This is a genomic window from Legionella sp. W10-070 (genome assembly GCF_900640175.1).
In the GTDB taxonomy this organism is placed as follows: Bacteria; Pseudomonadota; Gammaproteobacteria; order Legionellales; family Legionellaceae; genus Tatlockia.
In genome coordinates, this window is record NZ_CAAAJC010000001.1 from 99,723 (window position 1) to 125,190 (window position 25,468).

Below are 25,468 nucleotides of genomic sequence, written 5' to 3' on the forward strand. Positions count from 1 at the left end.
GCGTGTAATATGCCAGGTTAATAATCATTTAGTTAAAAACATGGAAATATACTATCCAAAAAAACGGATTGTGGCGAATCTTCAGAAGCACTTGGCGCTTGCCAGAAACCGCCATAGCCAAGCGATTTACTTTTTAGATCTTCCTGCAACCTGCGGTTTTCTGCTTGTAAACGCAGAACCTCTTCCCGTAAATCCTGGTTCTCTGACTCTAGTTTTTTATTTCGAACCGCCAATGATGACAGTTTGTCTTTCTGTCTTTTTCTTGATTCACTAGCTGAGAAAAGGTTTTTAAGGCGGCGTCTTTCCTTGCTCTCTTCCGATGTAAGTTTAGTTTCCTTACTTTTCTGCTCAAGTGTTTCCAACCTTAATTTTTCCGCTTCATGTTTATCGGTTAATCCCAGCTTGTTTTCTTGTTTTCTTTTTCTAGAGGAACTTTGCTGTGTCAGGTTGTCAGATTCTAACCTGGCTAAAATTCCCTCTACGGGAGAACCCTCTTCTGGAGATGACCCTGCCGATAAAGGAACAAAAAATGTGGATGAATAACTACCTGGTTGCGTTAATCTTGCAGAAGAGGTTGGCTCAGTAAATGGATTATAAGGCTGGAAGTTTTCTATTTTCTTTTCTGGTAAAGTAAGAGTGGGAAGATGGCTGTCAATTGCATCTTTGCCAATCGCAGCAGCCAAATATAATCGTTGCTCGTTATAAACCTGCTGATAATTTTTTAATAACGCTGATGGGTCTTCCAGAGGATGATTCATTGGATCGATAAGCTTGTTTAATCTTTCAAGCTGCCCTTCAACCAAGTTGAATACTGTCTGTAAACTTTTATTGTTTTCTTCCGGATAAATATCGAGAAAAATTTTAAGTATCTCCTGTTTTTGTAGCTGCTCTTTATAAAACGCCAGCATTACTAAGCCCCCTAATTTAGAAAATAGCAGTCTATCAGCCTTAAATTAAGAAACAATTAAATCATTATGAAAAAAAGATGAACTATTTTCCCATAAAAAACGGGGAATATCGACCATTCATGCTTAAGTAGTCAGAAATTTATTAAATTTCTGACTACACTCAAAGTGTATTTTTAATTTTTTGAAAATAAAATCAGGCGGAGATCATGAGGGATGGACAACATCATTTTTACAATGACTGATAATAATACGATGAAGTCATTGCTTGGCGAACTGGAAAGCAGCACGCTGGGTAACTACCTTGATCAATATGAATTGGACGTCTTGCTGAAGCATAGCAGAGTCATTAATTTTTCTCCCGGGGACATGATCCTGAAACAGGGAAAGATAACAGAGGAAATTTTCATTCTTATTGAGGGTCATGTCAATGTCATTGCAAGAATACTCGGGCAAGGGGTTACCGACATTGAAACATTTGGCCCTGGCTGTTTTTTGGGCGAAATTTGTTTTATTGAAGAAGGACCTTGCCCCACCTCGGTTGTTGCAAACACAGAAGTACGCTGTCTGGTTATTGGCAAAACTTATTTTGATTTGTTATCCGCCTATTTTCCTGAGATTAAACATAAGATTTTAGTCGCTATCAGTCATCAAGTCTGTGGCCGCTTAAAACGGGTGCATGACAAGGTCGCAGATTATATGACGGATTCGGATATGGCGAGCCTGTCTTTCTTTGGCAAAGTTGCTCAAACTTTTAACCAGCCTCGACAGCTGACCTTTGAAGAAAGCGGTATCAGTAAAGAGCTTCTGGCAAAACAACTATCGCAATTATTTGATAAAGAGGAAATCGCTGAGTTATTTAAACAGATGGAATTACTGGAGGTTTCCAAAAATTGCAAACTCATCGACGAGGATGAAAAAAAAGCTTCCTGTTATATTGTCGTTCAAGGTGCAGTACAGTCAAGCATTGTTCACGATAACAAACTTGCCAAACTATCTGTTATCGGACCCAAAACCTTGTTTTCCGGGGTGGCCTGCGTTGATATTAACTCATCTTATGCCATTACCTTTATCAGCTGCGAGCAAGCTATTTTGTTAAGGCTATCAGGAGAAACGTTGACCTGTTTTCAGCAAAACATGCCGGCACTGTGGTACAAATTATTTAACTTAATTTGTAACTCGCTGGTGGCTTTAGAAAAATCCATTGATAAGCTGGATATAAGATTACATATCGAAGCATATAACAGGTAAATAATTATGTGCAGAATATTATCCTATCTTGGTAAACCGATTTTAGTAGAAGAATTGCTTTATAATCCGGATAACTCGTTTATCAAGCAAAGTTACCACCCCAAATACATGTCCCATTTGTTGAATCTGGCCGGATTTGGCATTGCAGCCTGGGATAGTACCTCCCATAATTCGCTACTCCCATACCTGTATAAAACCCCGCAATTGCCTTTTTATGATGAAAATCTCAAAAATCTCGCCTCAAAAATATCACCGCACTGTCTACTGGCACATTTGCGAGGGGTTTCTTACCATGACAGACAAGTTATCTCCAATCAAAACGTACATCCCTTTGTTTTCCAGCAGTCCAATGTCGCCCTGGCGCATAACGGTTCTTTGAGTAATTTTGCCATTATGCGTTATGATTTACTGGAGTATATTAGTCCTGAGTACAGGAAAGATATAACCGGAACAACTGATAGCGAATGGATTTATGCCGTATTCCTCTCGCAGTTGCCCCACCCGATGGGTAATTATGAAACGGAAGAAATTGCCAAAGCCCTAACTGAAACGTTGAGAATATTGCAGCGTGTCCGTTATAAAAAAAATATTAAAATAAACTCCCCGGTCAATTTGTTTATCACTAACGGCGAATTTATTGCTGCCACACGATTTGTCCTGGATTATGGCTGGTCTTCTCTGGACGAAGGCCCTTCTGCCCATTCAGGCTACCACTCGCTTTGGTATACCTATGGTGAAAGTTACGGATATTATGACGATGAATATAAAATGAAAGGAAGCGATATCAAATCAAGCATTATTATTGCGTCTGAACCTTTAACAGAAGACACCACAACCTGGCTTGAAGTGCCCGAATATACGCTGATTATTGCCCGCCACGATGAACATGAAATCAAGCTCATTTCCCAGGATATTAATATTTGATGCGTTCTTGATTTTGATACCTGCCTAATGCTAATTTACAAATAACATAAAAGAGGTCTTCATTTAAACGCTGGGTTCCGAAACATAGTTAACAAACATTGGAAGATTGTAGTCGGTTATGAATTGTCTGACTGGGGTAAAGTCGAACCGATTCATGCCTTAGGCCAACCCCTCAGGATTAAGTCTCAATCACTCTACACCAGTTACGTTTTATTAAATCTACTTATGTGGCATAAGGACTGATACAATGCAAAAAAAGGAAAAACATTTTTTTAAGAATTCAATACTGACAGCCTTTTTCTCCTGTCTGATGCTTTCGGGCGTGCAGGCGGCCAGTCCCTTATGGACGTTTGTACCGCAAACAGTGACCGAGATTGCCCTAACTAAAGAGGATAACGCGCAAGTTATCTACACCGTGCATAATCAGTCTTCAAGGCCAAAGACTCTGGTGATGAAACCGATTGCCGGCATAAGTCAAAGCGGATCCTGTCAACTAGCGCCCAAAGGGGTCTGTACGCTGACACTCAACGTGAATGGTTCAGCCTTGCAGGGAGATGTGTTCGGTGGCCCTGTTTTATGTCAGCAAGGTAGTGACTTACAGTGTTACCAGCCAGGTTCCGCCAATATCCTGCGTATTCGCCTGATGGAGCAGCCCCCTGTTCAGCAATTTACCGTCACGCCATCGGCGGGTGCGAACGGCTCCATTTCGCCCTCAACACCACAAGTAGTCAATGCCGGCAGCAGCCTGATGTTTACGGCAACTCCCAATACCGGCTTCGGGGTCAATCAGTGGCTGCTGGATGGCAATGTGGTGCAAAATGGCGGAACCTCCTTTCAGTTGAACAATATCCAGGCTAATCATACCGTAGAAGTGACCTTTAATCAGACAACGCTGTCTCCTCTCACCCAAAACCTGGCACTGTCAATTAACAGTCCTTTTCCTTTGTCTGACCCTGCACTGGTCGGCAATCCACGCATCATCCGTATAGAAAATACCGGCTCAATTCCAGCAAACAACGTCCAGGTGAACACATCCGGATTTCCTGCCGGCACCTCGATTACCAATGATGGCTGTACCGGCACGCTTAATGCAGGAGCTACCTGCGATATTACCATCACCCCGGGTGGTACAGCCAGCCCCGATAACAGTGCTAATGCCTGTACCTCCTCACCAGGAACTGAGCCTGTGCCAACTACCGTCACAGTCAGTGCCGATAATGCACCCTCGACCAATATTAACGTCTTGCTGCTAGGATACGGCTGTATCTATCAAGGCGGTTTTTTGTTTTCTGTCGATGACACCACTTCCAATACCGGAAGTATTGGTGGGAAAGTGGCGGCGTTGACGGATGAGCCAGGTTCTTATCAGTGGTCGACAATAACCGATAACACAGCAGCGGATAGTATCACCGATGGACTTGCCAACACCAACTCCCTTGCAAACCCTCCAGGGCAATATCCAGCCGCGCAAGCCTGTCTAAACAAGAATGACCAGGGGTTTACTGACTGGTTCATGCCGGCGATTTGCGAGTTGGGGCGATTTATAGGTTTCGGTCAGAATGCTGGTTGTGGTAATACCAACCCCAACTTATATACCACGTTGCATACAAATAATTTGGGCGGTTTTGCCAATTTGGAGTACTCGAGTTCTAGCGAAGTTTCCGGCGATCCTATCGATGCCTGGGGCCAGGACTTCTTCGATGGCATCCAGTTCGGCGGCAGTAAGGATAGCTTTGCTCGGGTTAGGTGTGTCCGGGCCTTTACCCCTTCTTAAACTCTTTATCTTTTTCTTTTGAGGCAGCTACGCTGCCTCATGATTTTGGCGAATGACATATATAGGCAGTTAATGGTTTAAAATCCCTGTAAAACATCTCAAGCAGAAATCAGAACATTGGAGTTGTAGAAAGAGTCTACATAACGCCAGCTAATAACCCCTGGTTTTAGATAAATAATATCTTCACTACAGGAGATTAAAGGAGCTGCACGCGCCACACGTAATTGCAAAAAAGCCCCCTTATCGCCCAACACGCTAATCCGCAAATGTCGCGTGCTATGACCGACCTCATTGATCATTGTCTGCAGACAAGGAAAGAGACCTAAATCTTCAACAAGATAAGTATAGCGATGCCCTTCATAAAGCAGTTCGCAGCCTTGCCTGTTTTTTAATAACCAGGCAATCTCATCGGGGGTTTTTTCATTCACCAGACAGCGGTCAGTACCCGTTTGCCAATCTCTTAATGCCAACTGGTTTGCCTGAGCCTCAAGCCCATACGCCACATCTTCTTTTTCTACGGTTTGATTTAGTGCTTTATAGTATAAAGATAAAATTTGCATTCCGGTTAACATTAATATCGTTGATAAAGCCAGTATTATTATTGTGGTAATCAAAATGATTCCTTCCTGTTTGCTCTCCCTCTCCCTCGAATGGCTGACGGTCCCCATCATCATGCCCGAATCATCGTTTCAATAAAAACAGGTTCAGAATTCTCTAGCCCCAGGAGTACCTGTAATAAAATTCGCCCCTTTTTCGATTGCCAGTTTATGGAGAGATGGTTCACAAGAGAAGTTAATTCTTCCGCATGGTTTCGCTTATAGTACAGCGCTTGTTTGCCTGCTTTATTCTTTCGGATAAAAAATGACTCTTCCAGCCACTCCCCTAAATAAAAAGGCGAGTGGTATTGAAACTTAAGCGGTTTGCTTAACTCAATAACCGTCTTTCCTTTAACCTGACTAACTGATGAAATCAGCTGAACTTCAGCATGATAACAATCAGCTATCAAAACAGGATATCCGGCTTTACCGTGCTTATCAGAAAAAGAACTCACCAGTAATTTCTGCGGACCAATCACCTCTGAAACAACAGCAAACTGTTCGCTCATGCGATTAATCTGCAGCATTTGCTGATTTTCTCCTCCTGTTGAAAATGCGCTCAAACTAGTGCTATTCGTCCGGCGATCAATTGTGGTGAGTAATTCAATTCCAAGGCAGGGAGTAAAACCTGCTTTGCGGATGCTATCACGAATCAGTCCATTAACTAACTGTAGCTCAAAGGATTGCTCCAGCAGAGTTTGGGCTTTGTTATAATGCCTTTTGCTTATGAAGTAATGTTGTATCAACAAGGTTGAAAGCAGCAGCGTTAAAAGCAGGCTTACCATGATTTCAACAAGTCCCCAGCCAGACTGCTTTATCATGAAGGCAGCAACTTTCTTTGTAGCCGACAGCAGGTTGCATCCTTTGACAAACTCATTCCCCAGGATATGTTTACAAGGACATGCTGGTTATCAGATTTTTTTTCTATCTCAAATGGATTTTGCACCTTGCCAAGCGGCTGGTGTGCGAGAATGCGTTCAGCGTTATTATCAACTAATATCAGGGCTAGAGTCCGTTGTAAAACGTCTTGCAGTAGCTGTTTAACCTGAGATTGCTGCTTAAGCAAGGCCAGGGAGGTGCCACTTATCAACAATAAAGCGATCAATACTTCAGTTAAAGAAAACCCTTGATAAATTCTCATTATTCCATTCCTGAGGCTGCTTGCAGATAGCTTACTTTCTTATGTCTAATCAGGCAACTGTCAATCATTATATCCTTGCCGGGTGTGATTAAAACTGCGGGTTTTCCTTGAAAGTTGTAGATACTGTCTTTAAATGCAAGAAAAATTTTCATTAAAAGGCAGTTTATTTTTAAGTACGCCAACCGCAGCAGTTCATACTCCATTAAACATGGCAGGATCTTCCCTTACCCAGACAGTAGAAAACTAAATTAGCTGGATTTGCGGCAAGAATAGTAGAATTGTTATTGCTCCCTAGGTAATATCAATACTTCCCTCTTAGAAAATTACAAGGAGCGTCCATTGTCCTGCGATTACTATCGGTTACCCCATCCGGGCATCCAGTCCTTAAAACCTTATGTTCCCGGTAAATCGATTGAAGAACTGTCTCGTGAACAAGGGATTAACGACGCTGATATTATCAAGCTTGCCAGCAACGAAAATCCTCTCGGCTGCAGTCCGAGAGTTCACCAGGCGTTGACTCAATTGACACCTGCCCAACTCGCTGCCTATCCCTCACCTGCAAATCACCCTGTTCAACGCAAACTTAGCCAAAAACTGGGGGTTAGTGAGAACATGCTAACCTTGGGTAACGGCTCAGACTTATTATTTTCACTGATACTAACCACCTTTGCCCTGCATTCTAATCGAGCGATGCTCACCCATGATTATGCCTTTATCTCCTACCGCATTCAGGCTCAGACCCTGGGCATCCCGGTGATAAGCATCCCTTTGCAGTCAGACTGGCAAGTGGATATAGATCCAATAGTGAAAGCCAGCCAGGATAATATCGCCGTTCTATTTCTTGCCAACCCTAATAACCCTACTGGTTTGTTTCTTGAACCAGAAAAAATCAAGCATCTTTTAAAACAGGTTCCAGCAACAACCATTGTGGTTCTCGACGAAGCTTATTATGAATATGCCTATGCTTACGAGGATAAGAACAGCATCAGTTTACTTGCTCAATATCCCAATTTGATTATTACCCGTACTTTTTCCAAAGCTTACGGCCTGGCAAGCTTAAGATTGGGGTATGCAATTGCCAGCCCAACAATTACAGAATTACTACTGCGTGTTCAACCACCCTTTGCCGTTAATCAGGCAGCCCTTGATGCTGCCAATGCCGCTCTCGATGATGAGGAGTTTATTAAACAAGCCATCGAGCTTAACGTTAAGGGGATGCAGCAAATAAAGCATGGATTAGAGCGCTTGAAACTGGATTTCCTCCCTTCGCGTGGTAATTTTATTACCTTTGATTGCCAGACAAATTCACTGCCCATATATCAAGAATTATTAAAGCAGGGAATTATTGTTCGTCCACTGCATCCTTATGGTTTACCCAACCATTTGCGAGTGACAATCGGTAATCCCGCCCAGATAGAATATTTTCTTGATAAACTGGCAACCTGCCTGTCTAAAATAAGGAACCTTTAAAAATGAAATCTGATTTAAGTCAAAGACACTGTGAATCCTGTGAGGGAATAGGAAAAGCGTTAACTCCCGAGCAAATCAAGCAATTGATGCCGCAGTTACACAACAAATGGATTGTTCAAAACGATAATAAGGAAATTAAGCGTTCATTCAGCTTCGCTGATTTTTATGAAACAATGGCTTTTGTCAACGCTATTGCATGGATAGCCAACACTGAAAACCACCATCCAGATCTTGAAGTCGGCTATAATTATTGTCATGTCCGTTTTATGACCCACGCTCTGGAAGGACTATCGCATAACGACTTTATCTGTGCGGCAAAAATAGACGCGCTACTTCAATAGTTCTAAACAATTGCGTAAAACGAAAGCTCATACCCGCGATAGATATCGCGGGCGGCTGAAAAGAGGTAGTTATGGCCTATCGTCAATTTCCTTGCGTTGCGTGGGAAGGAAATCTTTTCTATCCAGCCCCATTGCTACCGCAAGTGCGCCTGCCACATAAATAGAAGAATAGGTACCAACCACAATGCCTACAATCAACGCAAGCGAAAAACCTCGTATTGTTTCTCCTCCATAGACAAACAACGCAACTACCACACACAAGGTTAGCGCCGATGTCATAATTGTTCTGGATAAGGTTTGATTAATGGAAATATTCATGATTTCCAATGCTGTAGCACGTCGGATCTTGACAAAATTCTCGCGAACCCGGTCAAATACAACAATGGTATCATTGAGCGAATAACCAATAACCGCCAATAAACCAGCCAACGCTTTCAAATCGAACTCAATACCAAAGAAAGCAAAAATACCAAGGATAAGCACCGGATCATGTATTAGTGCTACAGCAGAACTCACTGCCAGGCGATATTCAAAGCGCATACCGATATAAATCATGGTTGCCAGCAAGGAAACAATAATAGCCAAAGCCCCCTTGGTTGCTAACTCCTGGCCAACCTGTGGGCCGACAAAATCCACACGCTGCTTTTCTGCCCCTGGCAACTGTTGCATAACCCGATCAACCAGTAAGGTTTGATCCATGCCTTCATGAGGCGCGATGCTGATTAAAACATCCTTGGATGTTCCATAGCTAACCACCTGAGCTTCTTTAAAACCAGCCTTATACAAATTATCGCGTATAGCGACCAGATCCGCTGCATGAGGATAGGAAATTTCAACTTGCGTACCCCCAGTAAAGTCAAGACCCCATTTCAGACCATTAATCAGCAAGGCAGCAATGGATACCACAAATATAAGGGCAGACAATAAAGCAGTCCACTTCCGCGCCCCCATAAAGTCTATTTTTGAATTTGGATTAAATAATTCCATCTATGCCTCACTAAATACCAATTGAAAGTTTCTTAACATTTCGGCCACCATAATACCAGTTCACAATGGCGCGAGTATAAGTAATACTTGTTAACATAGAGGTTAGCAGCCCTAATGATAAAATCACCGCAAAACCACGCACAGGACCCGTACCAATAGCAAAAAGAACAACCCCGACAATCAGTGTGGTTATATTCGCATCCACAATTGTAGAGAATGCTTTATCATAACCAGCATAAACAGCAGCCTGGGGAGATAAGCCATTGCGCAACTCTTCGCGAATCCTCTCATAAATAAGCACATTGGCATCGACCGCCATACCTACTGTCAATACAAAACCGGCTATCCCGGGTAATGTCAGGGTGGTGCCAATGATCGACAGTAATGCGCTCAGCAGAATCAGGTTCAAAAAAAGTGCTATATTGGCAACGAAACCAAAAAACCGATAGTAAACAAGCATCAGCACCAGAATCAGTCCCAAACCAACTGCCAGAGAAACCATCCCTCGATGAATGTTTTCCTTGCCTAGAGAAGGACCTACAGTACGCTCCTCCACAGGATAAATAACAGCAGGTAAAGCACCGGCACGCAACAGCAATGCTAAATTGCTAGCCTCTTTGCTATCTGAAAGACCCGTAATCTGAAAGTTATTTCCCAGGGCAGATTGAATTACTGGCGCACTGATTACCCGTTCTTCCCGCTGCGTTCTGCGCTGTTCAACACCGTTCACCATCTGCGTAGTGGTTTTGGTTTCCACAAACACAATTGCCATGCGCTTACCAATATTTTCCCGGGTAACTTTGGTAAACAGGCTTTCACCACCACCGCCTAACTGAACTTGTACAGCAGGAGTAGCTGTCTGCTGGTCAAAACTGGAGACAGCGCTGGTGATCGAGTCCCCGCTCAAGACAACCTGGCGCTTGAGCAAAATAGGATGGTCGTCCATCATGTATAACTTGCTATTTACAGGGACAACGCCGGTTTGCTTGGCTACCTGGGCATCATTTTCATGATCAACCATATAAAATTGCAAGGTAGCGGTTCCACCAAGAATTTGCTTGGCACGTGCCGCATCCTGAATCCCAGGAAGGTCAACTGCGACTCGGGTAGCACCTTGTTGCTGGACAACTGCTTCGCCGACTCCCAACTCATTGACACGATTGCGCAAAATACCCATCGTTTGGTCAATGGTATTCTGGCGGGTATTGTTTAATTCAGTGGGCGATAATGCGACTAGAGCGGAATAAGTGGCATTTGACTTGCTGATGATTAGATCAGGGTACTTACCTCTTATTTCCTTCAAAGCAGCTTCCATAATTTCATCGTTGCGAAAACGGATATCGATGCCTTTTTCAGCGATATAGCGGATCCCTGTATAACGGATACCTGCCTCGCGTAAATCCTGACCGATATTTTTCATTAGTCCTTCAAAGCGACGGCTGATAACGCTATCAACATCCACTTCAAGAAGGAAATGTACGCCACCGCGTAAATCAAGCCCTTGTTTCATCGGCTCAGCACCTATGCGGCTAAACCAGGCAGGGGTAGCAGGTGCAAGATTCAATGCGACTGTATATTGTGAACCTATACCATTTTTTATGACATCGCGTGCTAACAACTGGGTATCAGTGGAAGCAAACCGGATTTCCAGGCGCTCGTCGGAAAGAGCAGCCGAGTTATAGCTGATTTTGGCCTCTTTCAATAGCATGTCGACTTCTTCTTTCAGCTGCTCCATATTGGCAGGAGACTGCGAAGAAATCTGTACCGCCGGATCTTCACTATATAGATTAGGTATCGCATAAATCAGGCCGATTATGACAACAATAATCAGCGCAATATTTTTCCATAAAGGATATTTGTTTTGCATATAATTTCCCTGATCAATCTTAAAGGGATTTAAGAGTACCTTTAGGTAGCACGGCACTAACTGAACTTCGCTGGAGGTTTACCTCAACTCCCTCAGCAAGCGCAATTTTAATATATTGTTCGTCAAGGCGAACAACTTTCGCCAATATGCCGCCAGAAGTGATAATTTCATCACCCTTCTTCAGCTTGCCAAGCATTTCACGATGTTCCTTGGTACGTCTGCTCTGTGGCCTTATAATCATAAAATAGAAAAACGCAAACATAGCCACTAACATGAACAGCATAAAAGTACCATCCGTCGGTGCTGCCTGAGTGGTGGGGGCTGCGGCTAGCGCATCAGTTATAAAAAAACTCATATCGTTCTCCTTAAATTCGCTGTTTAATCATTTGTACTGCCTGTCTCCTGGATAAAACGAAAAGTGTTATGCTATCGTTTTTATGCCTGTCGGCACTCCAAGCCATCAGGAGCAGATAAAGGTGGCTGACATCATATCCAGATTTCTACTTCAGGTAAATGAACTCTTGAGTAATTCATCATGCTTGCAACAACTTTAATCGGTTATTCAGGCAATAGCTGGTATTATGCTGAATAAGAAAACGCTGACAGAGCAGCGGCGTTTGAATCAGTAAATGATGAAGGTAAGCGCGACTAAACTGCTGCTGACAGACTGGACACAGACACTCATCATCAATTTTTATATGCTGGTTAGCCATCTCCCTGTCGAGTAAATTAATACTCTCTCCTCGCGAGTAAACCTTTCCAGCCAGGGCATTCCTTGCTGGTACATCAGACTCCATGTATCTTACAGCAGAATCAGCTAACGCCGAAAAACAGGGTAAATCCAGTTCGCCTGCAAGATAAACAGGCGTATGACAATCATCGGTTTCTTCCCTGAGCTTTTCCCATGAGGTTGATTCTACCTGTTGCATATAGCAACCCATGCCCAAAGGCTTTAGATCTTTATTGGCCAGGACAGATTGCTTCGTTGCCCTCGTTAATTGAATCATCACAGAATCATTTTCAATGTCCGGTGGTAAAAGGACCAGATCCGGTTGTAACTGCTTAATCAGTGATAAAATTTTTCCTCTTGCAACCCGCACTAAACTCCCATCATAAGGAGAACGTATGGCATAGAACCCTTCTTTGTCTAAAGAAAGAAACATGGCATTCAGGACAATCGTTCCCGGCCACCCGCAATACGCTCTTAAATTAGCCAGAGATTCAAGAAACAATAAACCGGGTTTCAACAACAAGGCATCCAAATGATAAGAAACGGCACTCACCCCTGCTTCTTGCCAATTCGCAAAGGTTAAACAGCTTCCTGCTTCACTGGTGAGCACTGGAATATAAATAGGAAAATTCCCCGGTTCTATCATGATTCAACCCTTATCAAAACAGTAAGCTGGCATCGCCATAACTAAAAAAACGGTACCGCTTAGAGATAGCTTCCTGGTACAATGCCATGGCTTTTGCATGTCCTATGAACGCTGAAACTAACATGAGTAACGTTGATTCTGGCAGATGAAAATTAGTGATTAAACCATCACAAATCTGGAATTGATAACCAGGATAAATAAAGATATCCGTATCTCCGGAACAAGGTTTTAAAACACCTTGCTCAGCCGCACTCTCCAGGCTTCTTAAAGCAGTTGTGCCTACTGCAATCACACGTTTTCCTGCCTGTCGTGTTTCATTGACGGCATCAGCCAACGCTTGACTGATGGTAAATTGCTCACTATGCATTTTATGCTCTTTTATCTCATCAGTACGTACCGGACGAAATGTTCCCGCCCCCACATGCAAAGTGGAGTAGGCAAACTTAACACCCTTTTCTGCAAGCTGTTGCAAGACCTGTTCATCAAAATGCAGACCGGCAGTCGGTGCAGCCACAGAACCTTTATGCAGGGCATAAACGGTCTGGTATCGGGTTGAATCCAGAGCTTCATCAGTACGGGTTATATAAGGGGGCAGTGGAATATGGCCAATTTGCTGCAGCATAACGTCCGCCTCTCCCAGAACCTGGCAATGATACAAGTCGTCAATTTTATTAATCACCTCAAGTCGCCAATCTTGATCGAGATAAATCATCGTTCCTGCCCTGGGTGCCTTACTGGCCTTAATATGCGCCAAGAATGAATTATCATTTTGCAAACGCTCCACCAGTAACTCCACTTTGCCACCACTGGCTTTGGTACCATACAAACGGGCTGGAATAACCTTACTGTTATTCATGACAAGTAAATCGCCTGCCTGAAAAAATTGGCTTATCTCTTTAAAATGGTGATGGCTGCTTATATCGGCTTGACGGTTGTAAACCAATAGCCGCGAATCACTGCGATTGGCAAGAGGATACTGGGCAATTAACTCTTGCGGCAGATCAAAGTAAAAATCCTGCTTTTTCATTTTTCAACCTAACAATGGGTACGACGAAATGTGTGGTTTTTCCTGGACAACACCGCAAGGATAGGAAACAAAACGATTTAATCGAAATATTCCGTGACTTGAACACAGGGTATCAATCAGGAAGCTACACTTTTAAACGTACTCTATGACAACAAAATGTCATTATTATACACTTATTTTCTACAAAACCGAGCGGCTCCCAGTAACGAACAGGCTGTCCCATTAAATTTTTTAGTCCCCCAGTCTGATTTGATACTCACCAAGCACTCCTGGCAATCAGAATCTCAATCCTGGTGGAAAATTTCTCAAACCTTAGGTTCTGTGCACTTATCGCCAGCTTGGATCAAAAAGCCTTGATTGGCGAGCACCGAAGCGGAGCATACATAGAAGGCATGTGAGCATCGGAGCGCAAAAATTCAAGGCTTTTTGGCCAAGATAGTAGATAAGTGCACAGAACATAGTAAAATCTTCATGAAATGTCCAATAAGGAAATACTATGTTAGTCACTTTTTATAGCGACGCGTATGAGAATATTGTCATGTTTGGCCACATTGCTCAGCAGCTGTTAAAACTCATGGGACACAGCGGCACTGTCCCGGGTGCTATCGTTGCCAAGGATGTTTCTCAAGCACTGATGAATTTGCAGGCTGCCATTGATAAGGATAAGGAGCTTCCGCCCCCTCCTTCCCCAAAAAACAAGCATGAATACGAGCCTGAAATCAGCTTGGCCCATAGAGCCTTTCCTCTCATCAACATGCTCAAAGCAGCCAGTGCTAAAAATTGCAATGTCATGTGGAAATAACCGGTTAAACTCCTGGATCCTGCGGTAAACCGCAGGGCGCAGTTGCATGCCGGATTAAATTGGATGTCTAGGCTCTGTGAACCAATTTTTTTGCAGAGCCTAAGCACTTCATTACAAACATTTAATCGTACATGCTTTCCTGCTCGACTAGGGGTGCGATTAAAACGGCGGTTTTAATCGCACGGCTATCCTTGCCAATACAAAAATTTACTCCTATGGTACTATATTGTTAATTTAAATTTTCAGCTTTACTCCATGTTAACTCTGCGTCAAATTACTCTTTCCCGCGGTACAAAAATACTACTGGAAAACGCCAGCATTACGCTGCATGAAAAACAAAAAATTGGTCTGGTAGGACACAACGGCTGTGGCAAGTCCAGCTTGTTTGCCTTGATTTTAGGAAACCTGGCTGCCGATAAAGGGGATTGTCAGATACAACCTCAGCTACGTATCAGTCACCTTTCGCAACAATTGCCTGACAGCAAGGAACCCGCCCTCGATTTTGTTCTGGCTGGCGATGAGGACTACCTGGCATTGCAAAAACGATTGTTATCTGCTGAGCAAAAAGGTGAACATGAAGAAGTCCTTCTCTGTCATGAGTTACTCACTCAAAGCGGCGGTTATAGCAAACCAGCAAAAGCAGCCTCTATCATGGCCGGCCTTGGATTTAAAACCGAAGAACAGAAAAAACCGGTCAATAGTTTTTCTGGTGGCTGGCGCATGCGGCTGAGCCTGGCACGATGCCTGATGAAACCGGCTGATTTGTTACTGCTTGACGAACCAACTAACCACCTGGATATGGAAGCTATTTTCTGGCTGGAAAAGTGGTTAAAACAAAGTCCTGCAAGCATTCTCCTTATTTCCCATGACCGTGAATTTCTCGATGCATTTGTCAGCCATATCCTGCATATTGAACAACAAAAAATGACCTTGTACAGCGGTAATTACAGCCGATTTGAGCAAACAAGGGCGCAGCAGCTTGCTCTGCAACAAATGATGTATGAAAAGCAACAACAGAAAATTGGCCATTTAATGACTTATGTCAATCGTTTTCGTGCCAAAGCATCAAAGGCCAAGCAGGCTCAGAGTCGTCTGAATGCAATTGCCAGGATGGAACTCATTGCCCAGGCTCAGGTCGATTCCCCTTTTTCCTTTGCTTTTTACCCTTGCCCACGCGCTGGCAATCCTTTACTGCGGTGTGAACAGGTGATTGCAGGTTATAATCATACTGCTGTGCTAAAAAATTTGAATCTAATCATTAAACCTGGCGATCGAATAGCGTTACTGGGTCCTAATGGCGAAGGTAAATCAACACTTATCAAGACATTAACCGGTTCGCTTTCACCGCTATCTGGGATAATCCATCGCTCACCCCACCTGGAAATTGGCTACTATGCTCAGCATCAGCTGGAGGAACTGGAAGCGCATTTAAGCCCTGTTGAGATTATTCAGGCACTTTCGCCAGAAACCAGAGAACAGAACATCCGCGATTATTTGGGAGGTTTTAATTTCATTGGCGAAATGGCCACCAAGCCAATCCATTATTTCTCAGGAGGCGAAAAAGCGCGCCTTGCCCTGGCAAAGCTTGTATGGCTAAAACCCAATCTCTTATTGCTTGACGAACCAACAAACCATCTTGATCTTGGTATGAGAGCAGCTATAGAAATTGCCTTGCAAAGCTATGAAGGAGCCCTGATTCTGATTTCCCATGACAGGCATTTATTACGTACCACCGTCGATGATTTTTATTTGGTTTATCAAAACCAGGTGCAACCTTTTAAAGGTGATTTGGAAGACTACCATCAATGGTTGCAAAATAGAGAATCAGTAAAAGAAACCCTTCCTGCCTCTGCCAATGCGAACCAGTACCGTGAGAAAAAAAGCTTGCAGAATCGCATGAAAAAACTGGAACAAATGACAGAACAGTTTCATCAACGCCTGCTGCAGCTTGAAATGAAGTTAGGTGATCTGGCACTCTATGAAGAAGGTCAACAAGATCAATTACACACGTTGCTAAAGCAACAAAAAGCATTGCAGCAAGAACTGGCAATAACAGAAGAAGAATGGTTGGCTGTTGTTGACGAACTTGAGCAGCTTGACTGCGGGATCTAGTACCGTTTCCATTTGGTTTTGACAGGTTGTCTTGTGCAAATTGTTCTGTTCTTGTTATCCCCGCGAAGGCGGGGATCCATGCAGGATATAGCACGGAGCACTTTAAAAATGGATTCCCGCCTTTGCGGGAATGACAAACAACCTGTCAAAACTAAATGGAAACCGTAATCAAGCCACAGGAATTCGGAAAATAGGAAAAAGTTGCTTAAACTGAAACCATTCACCAATGTTCTGAGAGCGATATTTAAGGAGTTATCCATATGCGTCTATCTAAAATTTTTACAGTATTCCTTGGCTTGCTGAGCCCTCTGTTTACACCTGCTCAGCAGGTGAATGCCTCCGCGTTGCATCTGGACTGGCTTGACAAGACCATTCAGCCCAGCCAAAACTTTTTTGCCTATGCCAACGGAGCCTGGCAAAAAGAAAACCCTATCCCGCCAGAATATACGAGCTGGGGCACTTTTTACGTCTTGCAGGATAAAATGCAAGCTACGGTTCATAAAATGCTGATGGAGGCTGCCAATAATAAAAATGCCAAACCAGGCAGTATTGAGCAAAAGGTGGGTGATTTTTACTTCAGCGGGATGAATGAAACATTGATCAATCAGATTGGCGCTGACCCGTTGAAACCTCAATTGGCTGGTATTGATGCCATCAAGAACCGCGATGATCTCCAGGCAGTTATCACGCAATTGCAATTGATTGGTGTGGATGCTGTATTTGGTTTTTTCAGCATGCAGGATTTTAAAGACAGTAGAAAGATGATTGGCGCTGCTGTCCAGGGAGGTCTTGGCTTACCTGACAGGGATTATTACCTCAACGAGAATAAAAAATTTGCACAGATACGGGCAGCTTATATCACCCACATCAGCAAAATGTTCCAGTTATTGGGCTATAAGCCTGCCCAGGCAGCTGAGGCAGCACGTACGGTCATGAAAATCGAAACTGATTTGGCTAAAGCCTCTTTAACAAAAACCGAGCAACGTGATCCTTATGCTATTTACCATTTAATGGACATGAAACAATTGGCAGCAGTAACACCTGATTTTTCCTGGCCACGCTATTTCGCTGCTGTGAAGCAACCAAAAATTAAAGCAATTAACCTGGCAATGCCTGATTTTTTCAAAAAAATGAATGAATTATTGCAAACTGTCTCACTGGAAGAGTGGAAAGTTTATCTGCGCTGGCGCTTAATCGATACCTTTGCCCCCTATTTATCGCAACCTTTTGTAGAACAGAATTTTCAAATGATTTCTGCCATAGGAGGTGCTGAGAAGCTCCTGCCTCGATGGAAACGTGTCATTAATACCGAAAATGCAGCGTTGGGCTTTGCAATTGGTAAATTATATGTAGAGCAACATTTTTCTCCTGCTGCAAAACAAGAGGTTCTGGCGATCCTTCATAATATTCGTCAAGCCTTAAAGAATGATTTAAAAACCCTAAGCTGGATGACACCTGCCACGCGCAAAGCAGCACTTGCAAAATTGGCACTGATGGAAGAACGCGTTGGCTACCCTGACAAATGGTGGGATTATTCAACCTTGGTTATCGATAGAGGTCCTTATGTACTCAATGTCATTCGTGCCAATGAATTTTTAATCAAACGTGAACTTAACAAGATTGGAAAACCGGTTGACCGCAGTGAATGGGGGATGACTCCTCAAACGATTAATGCTTATTATGATCCATCAATGAATAACATTAACCTTCCGGCTGGCATTCTTCAATCCCCTTTCTTTGATCCTAACGCTCCTGCTGCGGTGAATTACGGTGCCATTGGATTTGTCATTGGCCACGAAATCACTCATGGCTTTGACGACAAGGGCGCGCTATTTGACGGCTATGGTAATTTAAAAAACTGGTGGACTCCGCAAGATTTAAAAAAATTCCAGACGGCAACCACTTGCATTGCAAAACAATTCTCCCAGTACAAGGTGGATGATTTACCCGTTCAAGGAAATCTTGTGGTAGGCGAGGCAACAGCCGATTTAGGCGGCCTTACCCTGGCCTACCATGCTTTTCACGCCTCAAAAGCTTATAAAGAGGCGAAAACCATTGATGGTTTTTCTCCCGATCAACAATTTTTCCTGGGGGCAGCCCATGTCTGGGCAAGCAATATCCGTCCTGAACAAGCACGCAATCTGGTAACCACTGATCCACACCCGCCTATGGTTTATCGGGTCAATGGAACCTTGGCCAATATGCCTCAATTCCAATTAGCGTTTAATATCCCTCAGGATAGCCCAATGGTGAATAAAAACAGGTGTATTATTTGGTAACTGCAGCCTGATGATGAGAAATCCACAGCTTGTTTTTAATTGCTGTCCGTATCCTCATCACCTGAAAATAAAGCCAAAAGACTCAGCGAAAGCAGCCTTGCTATTATCTGAGGAGGCTCTTTTTTGACATCAAATAAAGAAAAATTATCCAAATTTCATACAATATGTATATTTTGTAATATAATGGTATAAAATAAAATACCTGAGCAAAATATGCCATACAATCTTTCCGTTGCCAAAAAAGAAATCAATGAAACATTGTCAGCAAGTAAATTTACTGGAGCTGATGCGGTCTTTCTAAGTAATCTCACAGTAAAAATTACAGCGATTGAACAAGGCGTACATGATGAATTCCAAAAAAACATGGATGCATCATTAAGCTCCAGCCAATTGATACAACGAATTAACAATAATACCGCAGATGCTCATCATCTATGCCATGAAAAAACCAGTAAATTACTTAAAGAAATAAGTGAAAAAAAGAAAACTGCAAATACGGACATGAAGGAATTCCTTGAAAAAATTTCTCCCCATATCGAAGCAGTTGTTGAACAATCAAACTCCTTAAGCAACTATGATATTAGTTATTACCTGGAGAATAACAAGGACATTTATCTTTATTGTAAGGCATTAGGCGGTTATTTCTTGCCAATGATTCAGTCCTTAGACCCCCTGGTTGGTAAATTAGAAAGCAACATTCCTTTCGAACGTTTCAAAAATGATGAAGGCAAATGTGATGGTTTTGTCAAACAAGGAAGGGATCTAATTGAAAAAACAGGGACACCGGAATATTTTCCCATTACACATGAGCATACTCAATATCACATGGATGCACAGGCATTAATCAGTGTGAATTGGAGCGCACTTACGAATATGCAGGCGATGAATTTATCCGTCAAGAAAATGGATGAGCTTAAAAAATATACAGAAAAAGCAATGGCAAAAATGCAAAAAGACTACGTGTACAAAATAGGGTTCATTGGCCCAGGCGGGCATTCTACACGTGTTCGAATCGTTCCAAAGACAAATATGATTGAATACTATGAACCCAATTACGGCACTTTTTTCTTTTACAGTAAGGAGTCTTTCGTTACTTTCTTCACTTTAATGATGAATCAATACAAACAATCTGGAATGTTTTTTGATAAATTTTTCTTTTTTTCGATTGGCACAAATAAAGCACCAGATAAAGCCCCTGCCCCGCTGGTTGCTGACAAACCTGGTCAGCAAAATCTTGATGATGACTTGTTTAACGCTGTCAAAACAACTACTGAAGCCTTATCTTTGTTAAAATATGACTTAAAAACATATTCTATGAAAGAAGAAGATCTTCGTATATGTTGTTATGATACAGTGGTTAATATACTGAGTATTGTTGATAAACCAGAAACTGTAGAAAAAATAGGTGACTATTTTTCCAAACCAACCGCCAACACTCAATTTCTTTTCAAAAACATAGAGAAAGAAACACCTCATGAAGAATTATTGGCTATTCAATCCGCCATAGAGAAAAGAAAATCCGTCTTGCTGCAACAGGCAAGTGAAGCCAAAGGAAAGAGTAAAATCCCTGATGAGCAAGTCCCGACAAGAAAAGCTCATAGTGATGCCCCTGTTTTACTACCAGTCAGTGACGCTCGAAGTGTAAAACAACTATTTTTTAATAAATCAGGAAAATCGATTACTGATTTTAGAAAAGAATCATTGGAGTTGATGACCAGCATCATTCAAACATTAGAGGCAATCGATAGCAATATCCAAACCTCAACTAGCCGTAAGCTCTTTGAAACGTTGCGTCCCGGCATAAACGATGCAGAGAAGATGTTTCTCAGGAAATTCAATCCTGATATTGCTAAAGCCTATTTTTCGCAGCTTCAAAAGCAACTGGAAGAATTATCAGCCAGTTATGCCAAGGATAATCAATCTGACTGGACGAAAGATGTTGAGAATACGCAAAATATCATAACTTCCACCATTAGTATGTTAAAAACAACCCTTTATGGTTTCATTAAAAATTATAGTAACCTGACCGCTGTTTATTCCAGCAAGGTAGCAGGGTTATCAAATGAAGAAAGGATTACTGCGGACAAGAAAAAATTACAGAAAATTGTCAATGTCATGCGTGGGTCGAGTACCAATCCTGGCTTTTTATCATCGATTAACAGGGTATCTTCCGGTCTTTTCGGTTCAGCCGTATTTATTAATGCGACCATCCCGGAACAGTTACAAAAAATTATTGAGTCAGACTGTACGTCTTATCATGAATTGGAAAGTGCAGTTCATGAGGTAAATAAAAAAATAGTTGATTATCATGTCGGCATCTTTCCTCAATTGCTGGACAGTTTTTTCAAGGATCATCTTGGCTACACAGATTATTCCAGGGAAGACCCTGGTATTTTCAGCTCCGAACTGGCTGAGCAGGAAACGGATAATCTCAAAAAACCGGATTAACAAGGGCCTGTTTTCATTTGGTTTTGCGAAGCGAAAATTGCAATGAAGACACGCCCTGACTCACCCCAATAGCCGGGGTTAAAATAATAAAGGTTGGGACAGGTTCTCCACATCATGAGCCAGTAACCGCCGATTGGCGCGAAAATAAGTGATTGGAGAATGCTCTAATAAATCGGAAAACCTCTCCATATAGATACAAGCATAGCGATCAACCTGATAAGCGAAATAACTTTCCTCTGCACCAGCACGAAAAACCCGTCCCCAATGTGGGTTATAAAAGGTTTGTTCTTCCTGAAGCAATTTGGTGATTTCACTATCCAGTGCAGAAATTTGCTTTTGGATTTCTGCAATTTGTTCATCATATTCCGTTGTAATTTCTTCCACACTACGAGTGTGAAGATCGATGTTCCTTTGCTCGAGAATTTTTTTAATATTCATTAATTCAACAATCTTCTTTTCAACCGGCAACGCCTTTTTCTGTGCTTCTATCTCTTCGCCAAGCTCTTCAACTATAAGTGCTGTTCGCCAATTACAGTCTTTTTTCAATCGAAGAATGTCGCCGTATATATGGTCACCCACATAGAGGATCTCATCACCGCTGATTGCCAGGTCTTCAGTGAATTTTCTCGCATTCCCTCCCTGATAAATCCCAGGGACAATCGCTCCATAAGTATTTGACATTGCCCCATCTGTCGGGTTTACTGCCAAGAACCTTAAATTATCATAGAAGAAGCGGGGTTTATGGGCTAAGGTAATCACAAATTCAAATAAATCCCGCCAGCTTTCCCCTTCCTCCAGGAAAGGATTAATGGCATATTCAAGTAAAAGATTAGTGTAATAGTATTCCGAATTGGTAAGAAGAAATAATTTCTTACCATGATGAATATAACGCTTAAGTCCATCGACTACTGCTTTTTCCCTTAGCACATAAGTAGCCATGTTTTTGGTAATATACTCCTTCAAACTGCCGTCCGCATGCGCCTCATCAACTGCACTCAGCACATCCAGGGCAATCCCGGTATAAGTCGGCAACTCATGGGGCTGTTCATCTTTAAGGTCAATCAGCTGACTATACAAGACACAAAACGCAATGGAGAAAGAAGTGTCTATCGCAATGTAATTGGGATCTTTCAAATCAACATAAATACTGCGGTAGATTTTATTTTGCTCGGCAAAACTGATTTCCCTGGTGCCATGATAACTTTGGCGAATTGCAGCATAACGACTAAGCTTTAGAATGTTACCATTCTGGCTATCGATAATTAATCCGCGGATTGCATTGTTAAAATTAAATTTAAATTTTCTTACATCAACCGGATAATTTTTATCTTTTATTAATTTTTCCACCACCAGTTTGTAAACCAGGGACTCGAAATTTTCTGTCTGATAGCGAATAAGGGTATGATCCATGTCCAAACCAATGTATTTGATTTTTTTCATGTTGACGATACGGTTTACAAACACTTTTTGATTCATTTTTTTCCTCAGATTGATGAATGGTCTTCAATTAAGGTTACCAGTCAATTACCTCATCATTATAGCTTCGCAATACTTCAGCATGGCTGTTATCTTTATATTTTTCAATCACTTTTAACATGGCATTCACGCTGGTCTCTACAGCCAGTCTGGCATCGGGTCCACCCAGGCGCGTTTTAACCCAGCCGGGGTGCAAAAGCATGACCTTTACCCCTTCCTTTGCCACATCCAGTGCAAAGGATCGCATCACACAATTTAGCGCAGCCTTACTGGTCCGATAGGCATAGCTTCTACCCCACTGATTATCGCTGATACTCCCCAAACGGGAACTGATTGCTACAATCAATTTGTCCTTTCCCTTTAACAATGAAGGTAAAAAAATATCACTAACTTTTAGCGCACTCAAACAATTAACGTTAAAAACCTGTGAAAAGTTATCACGTTCAATATTACCTGCAGTGACTCCAGACTGCCCGCTGACCCCGGCATTATTAATGATCCAATCAAGATATGTTGTTTTTAATTTATTAGCTAACTGCCGCAGTTCACTATCATCAGTCACATCAAGCTTATGGATGATAATCGATTTTCTCTCCCCGGCAAGTTGCTGTAACTCCCAGGCTTGTTGAGGATTGCGGCAGGTCGCAATCACCTCCATGCCCTGCTGGCTCAATTGCTTAACGAATTCCAACCCTATACCACGGTTTGCGCCAGTGACTAATATTCTTTTCATGATTAATTTCCTTATTAAAATTATTGCTTTTAGTTTATTAAATTTAACAAATGTTTCTTATAAAGTCAGGATGAGATAGAATGCGGCAAATTTTCTAAGGACTTAATATGCCAACTAACATTCTACTGCTCGGCAATCAAAATGCCGGTAAAAGCAAACTAGCGACACAACTTAAAAATCATCTGCTAGGTAAAGTACTCAAAAAAGAACCAGAAAATACTTATGATGAAAATTACCGGCATACTATTGGGACGGATTATCATAAAATCCCCGAGGAAGTTAAACTTGAAGATGTTTTTTTCGGTATTTGGGATTCCGGAGAGAGGAATGTTTATGACCTCACAATGACGATAACTAGCAGCATAAACATAGTAGTCCTTTATTGCGTGGATTTAGCTTCCGGCATTAATCAGCAAAAGATTACCGATGATATTAAAGAACTCCAAGAAAAAATAAACAAGCCGTCTATTATGCTGGTTGGCACTAAAGCTGATAAGCTTGAAGATAAAAAAGATATAGACGCTCTCAATTCAATTGAAGGGGAATTTACATCCCGTTTTCTCACATCATCCAAAAACAATATCGGCATTACAGAGCTTGCTAATTATTTGTGGACAAATTTTCATCCCCAAAATTCAAAGAAATCAGATAACCTTAAAAATAAAAAAAAATCTGACGACAATAAGCCCAACCTTGGTAAAGGTTCAAATGCCTGTGCCTGGAAGAATAAAATCCCCCCAACCTCCCCTCTGTACTCCTCGGCAGAAGCCCTCTTTAAAACAATCCCTCAGGAAAAACACAAGGAAGTTGAGCAAAAGGTAATCCAGCTTATTGACAAGCTTAAAAAACCAGAGACAGATAGAGAAAAAGCAATCCATGATTTTACTAAAGACTGCCAGGTGATCCTGGAAGGCAAACATCCAAATGCCACACAGGCTGTTTTTGTTTTCGCGGCAGCAGCGGCCATTACCGCAGTAGTAGCCATCATTGGGTTTGGCATCGGCTTTGCATTAGGCATCTGGAGTGGTCCGGGCGCTTTTCTCAGCGGGATAGCTGCTGGAAGTACCGCTGCGGTTATGGTTGCCTCTGCCAGTGGCTTATCAGGTTTGGCAACAAATTTTTTATTCTTTAAGATGCCTTCTGAAATGAAAGCAGTCAATCAATTTGCTGCTGCGTTAAACGCTGGTAAGCAAGAAACAGATGAGCCTGAAACGCACTCCCTAGTATAAATGAGTATCAAGCTGTTAAGTCTAAACTTAAGCATGGTTACCTTGGCTCAACCTGCAAATTATCTAAATGTTTATTAATTAGACTTTAATACGCTTGCCTGCACCAAAAGGGGGTGATTAAAATTCCATCCGGGCTACCACTAAAACTTTCAAATAAAAACCGTAGTTTTAATCGCACCCTCAATACAAATTTGCCTCAAAGCAGTAACTATGGTAGGTTGGTTGAATATTTTTCGGTTAGAATCTTCAGTAAAAGCCTGCTCCTCATCGATGGAATAAGGATAGTTCCCATGCCCTGGACGCTGATTCTGCATATCGCAGCATTACTTTGTTGGTGTGGTTCATTACTCTATGTGCCCACATTAATTGCGGGAATAGCAAGCCAAACAAAGGATGAAATCAACGAGCAAATTGCCATTTCACGTTTAATATTCACCCTTATCCTCACACCAGCCGCCTTAATCGCTATTGTTTCAGGGACAATCATTTTTTTACAGATGAACACCCTCACATTATGGCTTCTCGCCAAATTGACCCTGGTTAGTGGTTTGGTAGTTTGTCATGTTTTTAATGGCTTGCTTATAATCAAGGCAAAAAAAATCCCCCCACAATTCCTGAAATTACTTTGCTATGGGATAAATCTAATGACAGTCAGTTTAATTGTGCTCATTGTCAGCCTGGTACTTGGCAAACCATTCTAGGGAGTACCTATGTCAACCCTTTTCCATCA

At 42.2% G+C, this 25,468-nt stretch carries 23 protein-coding genes; 11 read left to right on the top strand and 12 right to left on the bottom strand.

From position 1 onward, the window contains the following. Positions 1 to 32: 32 nt before the first annotated feature. Positions 33 to 908, bottom strand: a complete 876-nt coding sequence (locus E1O65_RS00425; protein WP_133131622.1) for a hypothetical protein — start codon at positions 906 to 908, stop codon at positions 33 to 35. Positions 909 to 1,121: 213 nt separating this feature from the next. Between E1O65_RS00425 and E1O65_RS00430 the strand changes: the two genes are divergently transcribed. The 3 genes from E1O65_RS00430 to E1O65_RS00440 all read left to right on the top strand — a co-directional run bounded on the left by E1O65_RS00430 (position 1,122) and on the right by E1O65_RS00440 (position 4,854). Then, entirely contained in the window at positions 1,122 to 2,156 is a 1,035-nt protein-coding gene (locus E1O65_RS00430) for a cyclic nucleotide-binding domain-containing protein (RefSeq protein WP_133131623.1), read from the top strand. A gap of 6 nt (positions 2,157 to 2,162) precedes the next feature. Continuing rightward, the gene (locus tag E1O65_RS00435) at positions 2,163 to 3,080 is read left to right on the top strand and encodes a class II glutamine amidotransferase (RefSeq protein WP_133131624.1); all 918 of its coding nucleotides are present in this window, start codon (positions 2,163 to 2,165) and stop codon (positions 3,078 to 3,080) included. A gap of 247 nt (positions 3,081 to 3,327) precedes the next feature. Next, positions 3,328 to 4,854, top strand: coding sequence for a DUF1566 domain-containing protein (locus tag E1O65_RS00440; protein ID WP_133131625.1), 1,527 nt, complete (start codon positions 3,328 to 3,330; stop codon positions 4,852 to 4,854). Between the two features lie 98 nt (positions 4,855 to 4,952). Here the strand turns inward: E1O65_RS00440 and E1O65_RS00445 are convergent, their stop codons facing one another. Genes E1O65_RS00445 through E1O65_RS12500 form a run of 4 tightly spaced genes read right to left on the bottom strand, consistent with a single transcriptional unit; the run spans position 4,953 to position 6,743 of the window. After that, positions 4,953 to 5,528 carry a hypothetical protein gene (locus E1O65_RS00445; RefSeq protein WP_133131626.1) on the bottom strand — a complete coding sequence of 192 codons (576 nt, stop codon included), beginning with the start codon at positions 5,526 to 5,528 and terminating at the stop codon, positions 4,953 to 4,955. After that, complete coding sequence (locus tag E1O65_RS00450) at positions 5,525 to 6,271, bottom strand: prepilin cleavage protein (RefSeq protein ID WP_133131627.1); 747 nt, start codon at positions 6,269 to 6,271, stop codon at positions 5,525 to 5,527. Before E1O65_RS00450 ends, E1O65_RS00445 begins: the two co-directional genes overlap by 4 nt. Then, on the bottom strand, positions 6,268 to 6,591 hold the full coding sequence (locus E1O65_RS00455) for a prepilin-type N-terminal cleavage/methylation domain-containing protein (protein ID WP_133131628.1): 324 nt from the start codon (positions 6,589 to 6,591) through the stop codon (positions 6,268 to 6,270). Before E1O65_RS00455 ends, E1O65_RS00450 begins: the two co-directional genes overlap by 4 nt. Continuing rightward, a complete protein-coding gene (locus tag E1O65_RS12500) occupies positions 6,591 to 6,743 on the bottom strand; it encodes a hypothetical protein (RefSeq protein WP_165474865.1) in 153 nt (50 codons plus the stop codon). Before E1O65_RS12500 ends, E1O65_RS00455 begins: the two co-directional genes overlap by 1 nt. 187 nt (positions 6,744 to 6,930) lie before the next feature. Between E1O65_RS12500 and hisC the strand changes: the two genes are divergently transcribed. Continuing rightward, entirely contained in the window at positions 6,931 to 8,061 is a 1,131-nt protein-coding gene (gene hisC, locus E1O65_RS00460) for a histidinol-phosphate transaminase (RefSeq protein WP_133131629.1), read from the top strand. 2 nt (positions 8,062 to 8,063) lie between these two features. Next, positions 8,064 to 8,402 carry a 4a-hydroxytetrahydrobiopterin dehydratase gene (locus E1O65_RS00465; RefSeq protein ID WP_133131630.1) on the top strand — a complete coding sequence of 113 codons (339 nt, stop codon included), beginning with the start codon at positions 8,064 to 8,066 and terminating at the stop codon, positions 8,400 to 8,402. Positions 8,403 to 8,471: 69 nt separating this feature from the next. Here E1O65_RS00465 and secF read toward each other — a convergent pair whose 3' ends face one another. From secF to queA, 5 genes are all read right to left on the bottom strand, one after another. Continuing rightward, the gene (gene secF, locus E1O65_RS00470) at positions 8,472 to 9,389 is read right to left on the bottom strand and encodes a protein translocase subunit SecF (RefSeq protein WP_133131631.1); all 918 of its coding nucleotides are present in this window, start codon (positions 9,387 to 9,389) and stop codon (positions 8,472 to 8,474) included. Between the two features lie 10 nt (positions 9,390 to 9,399). After that, the gene (secD, locus tag E1O65_RS00475) at positions 9,400 to 11,256 is read right to left on the bottom strand and encodes a protein translocase subunit SecD (protein WP_133131632.1); all 1,857 of its coding nucleotides are present in this window, start codon (positions 11,254 to 11,256) and stop codon (positions 9,400 to 9,402) included. A gap of 19 nt (positions 11,257 to 11,275) precedes the next feature. Further along, positions 11,276 to 11,611 (bottom strand): preprotein translocase subunit YajC, encoded by a 336-nt coding sequence (yajC, locus tag E1O65_RS00480; protein ID WP_133131633.1) that lies wholly within the window; start codon positions 11,609 to 11,611, stop codon positions 11,276 to 11,278. 178 nt (positions 11,612 to 11,789) lie between these two features. Continuing rightward, on the bottom strand, positions 11,790 to 12,632 hold the full coding sequence (locus E1O65_RS00485; protein WP_133131634.1) for a queuine tRNA-ribosyltransferase: 843 nt from the start codon (positions 12,630 to 12,632) through the stop codon (positions 11,790 to 11,792). A gap of 13 nt (positions 12,633 to 12,645) precedes the next feature. Next, positions 12,646 to 13,659: a tRNA preQ1(34) S-adenosylmethionine ribosyltransferase-isomerase QueA gene (gene queA, locus E1O65_RS00490; RefSeq protein WP_133131635.1), complete on the bottom strand. Its 1,014-nt coding sequence runs from the start codon at positions 13,657 to 13,659 to the stop codon at positions 12,646 to 12,648. A gap of 496 nt (positions 13,660 to 14,155) precedes the next feature. Here queA and E1O65_RS00495 point away from each other — a divergent pair, with 496 nt between their 5' ends. From E1O65_RS00495 to E1O65_RS00510, 4 genes are all read left to right on the top strand, one after another. Beyond that, positions 14,156 to 14,461: a DUF1840 domain-containing protein gene (locus E1O65_RS00495; RefSeq protein ID WP_133131636.1), complete on the top strand. Its 306-nt coding sequence runs from the start codon at positions 14,156 to 14,158 to the stop codon at positions 14,459 to 14,461. A gap of 255 nt (positions 14,462 to 14,716) precedes the next feature. After that, positions 14,717 to 16,573, top strand: a complete 1,857-nt coding sequence (locus E1O65_RS00500) for an ATP-binding cassette domain-containing protein (protein ID WP_133131637.1) — start codon at positions 14,717 to 14,719, stop codon at positions 16,571 to 16,573. Positions 16,574 to 16,833: 260 nt separating this feature from the next. Further along, complete coding sequence (locus E1O65_RS00505) at positions 16,834 to 18,852, top strand: M13 family metallopeptidase (protein ID WP_133131638.1); 2,019 nt, start codon at positions 16,834 to 16,836, stop codon at positions 18,850 to 18,852. A 213-nt stretch (positions 18,853 to 19,065) separates the two neighbouring features. Next, positions 19,066 to 21,300 carry a hypothetical protein gene (locus E1O65_RS00510; RefSeq protein ID WP_133131639.1) on the top strand — a complete coding sequence of 745 codons (2,235 nt, stop codon included), beginning with the start codon at positions 19,066 to 19,068 and terminating at the stop codon, positions 21,298 to 21,300. A gap of 78 nt (positions 21,301 to 21,378) precedes the next feature. Here the strand turns inward: E1O65_RS00510 and E1O65_RS00515 are convergent, their stop codons facing one another. Continuing rightward, positions 21,379 to 22,776: an HAD-IG family 5'-nucleotidase gene (locus E1O65_RS00515; protein ID WP_133131640.1), complete on the bottom strand. Its 1,398-nt coding sequence runs from the start codon at positions 22,774 to 22,776 to the stop codon at positions 21,379 to 21,381. Between the two features lie 37 nt (positions 22,777 to 22,813). Continuing rightward, a complete protein-coding gene (locus tag E1O65_RS00520; RefSeq protein WP_133131641.1) occupies positions 22,814 to 23,509 on the bottom strand; it encodes an SDR family oxidoreductase in 696 nt (231 codons plus the stop codon). Positions 23,510 to 23,616: 107 nt separating this feature from the next. Here E1O65_RS00520 and E1O65_RS00525 point away from each other — a divergent pair, with 107 nt between their 5' ends. Together E1O65_RS00525 and E1O65_RS00530 are read left to right on the top strand one after the other, a co-directional pair. Next, complete coding sequence (locus E1O65_RS00525; RefSeq protein WP_133131642.1) at positions 23,617 to 24,738, top strand: GTPase domain-containing protein; 1,122 nt, start codon at positions 23,617 to 23,619, stop codon at positions 24,736 to 24,738. Between the two features lie 290 nt (positions 24,739 to 25,028). Continuing rightward, positions 25,029 to 25,439 (top strand): CopD family protein, encoded by a 411-nt coding sequence (locus E1O65_RS00530; RefSeq protein ID WP_133131643.1) that lies wholly within the window; start codon positions 25,029 to 25,031, stop codon positions 25,437 to 25,439. The last annotated feature ends 29 nt before the right edge of the window (positions 25,440 to 25,468 follow it).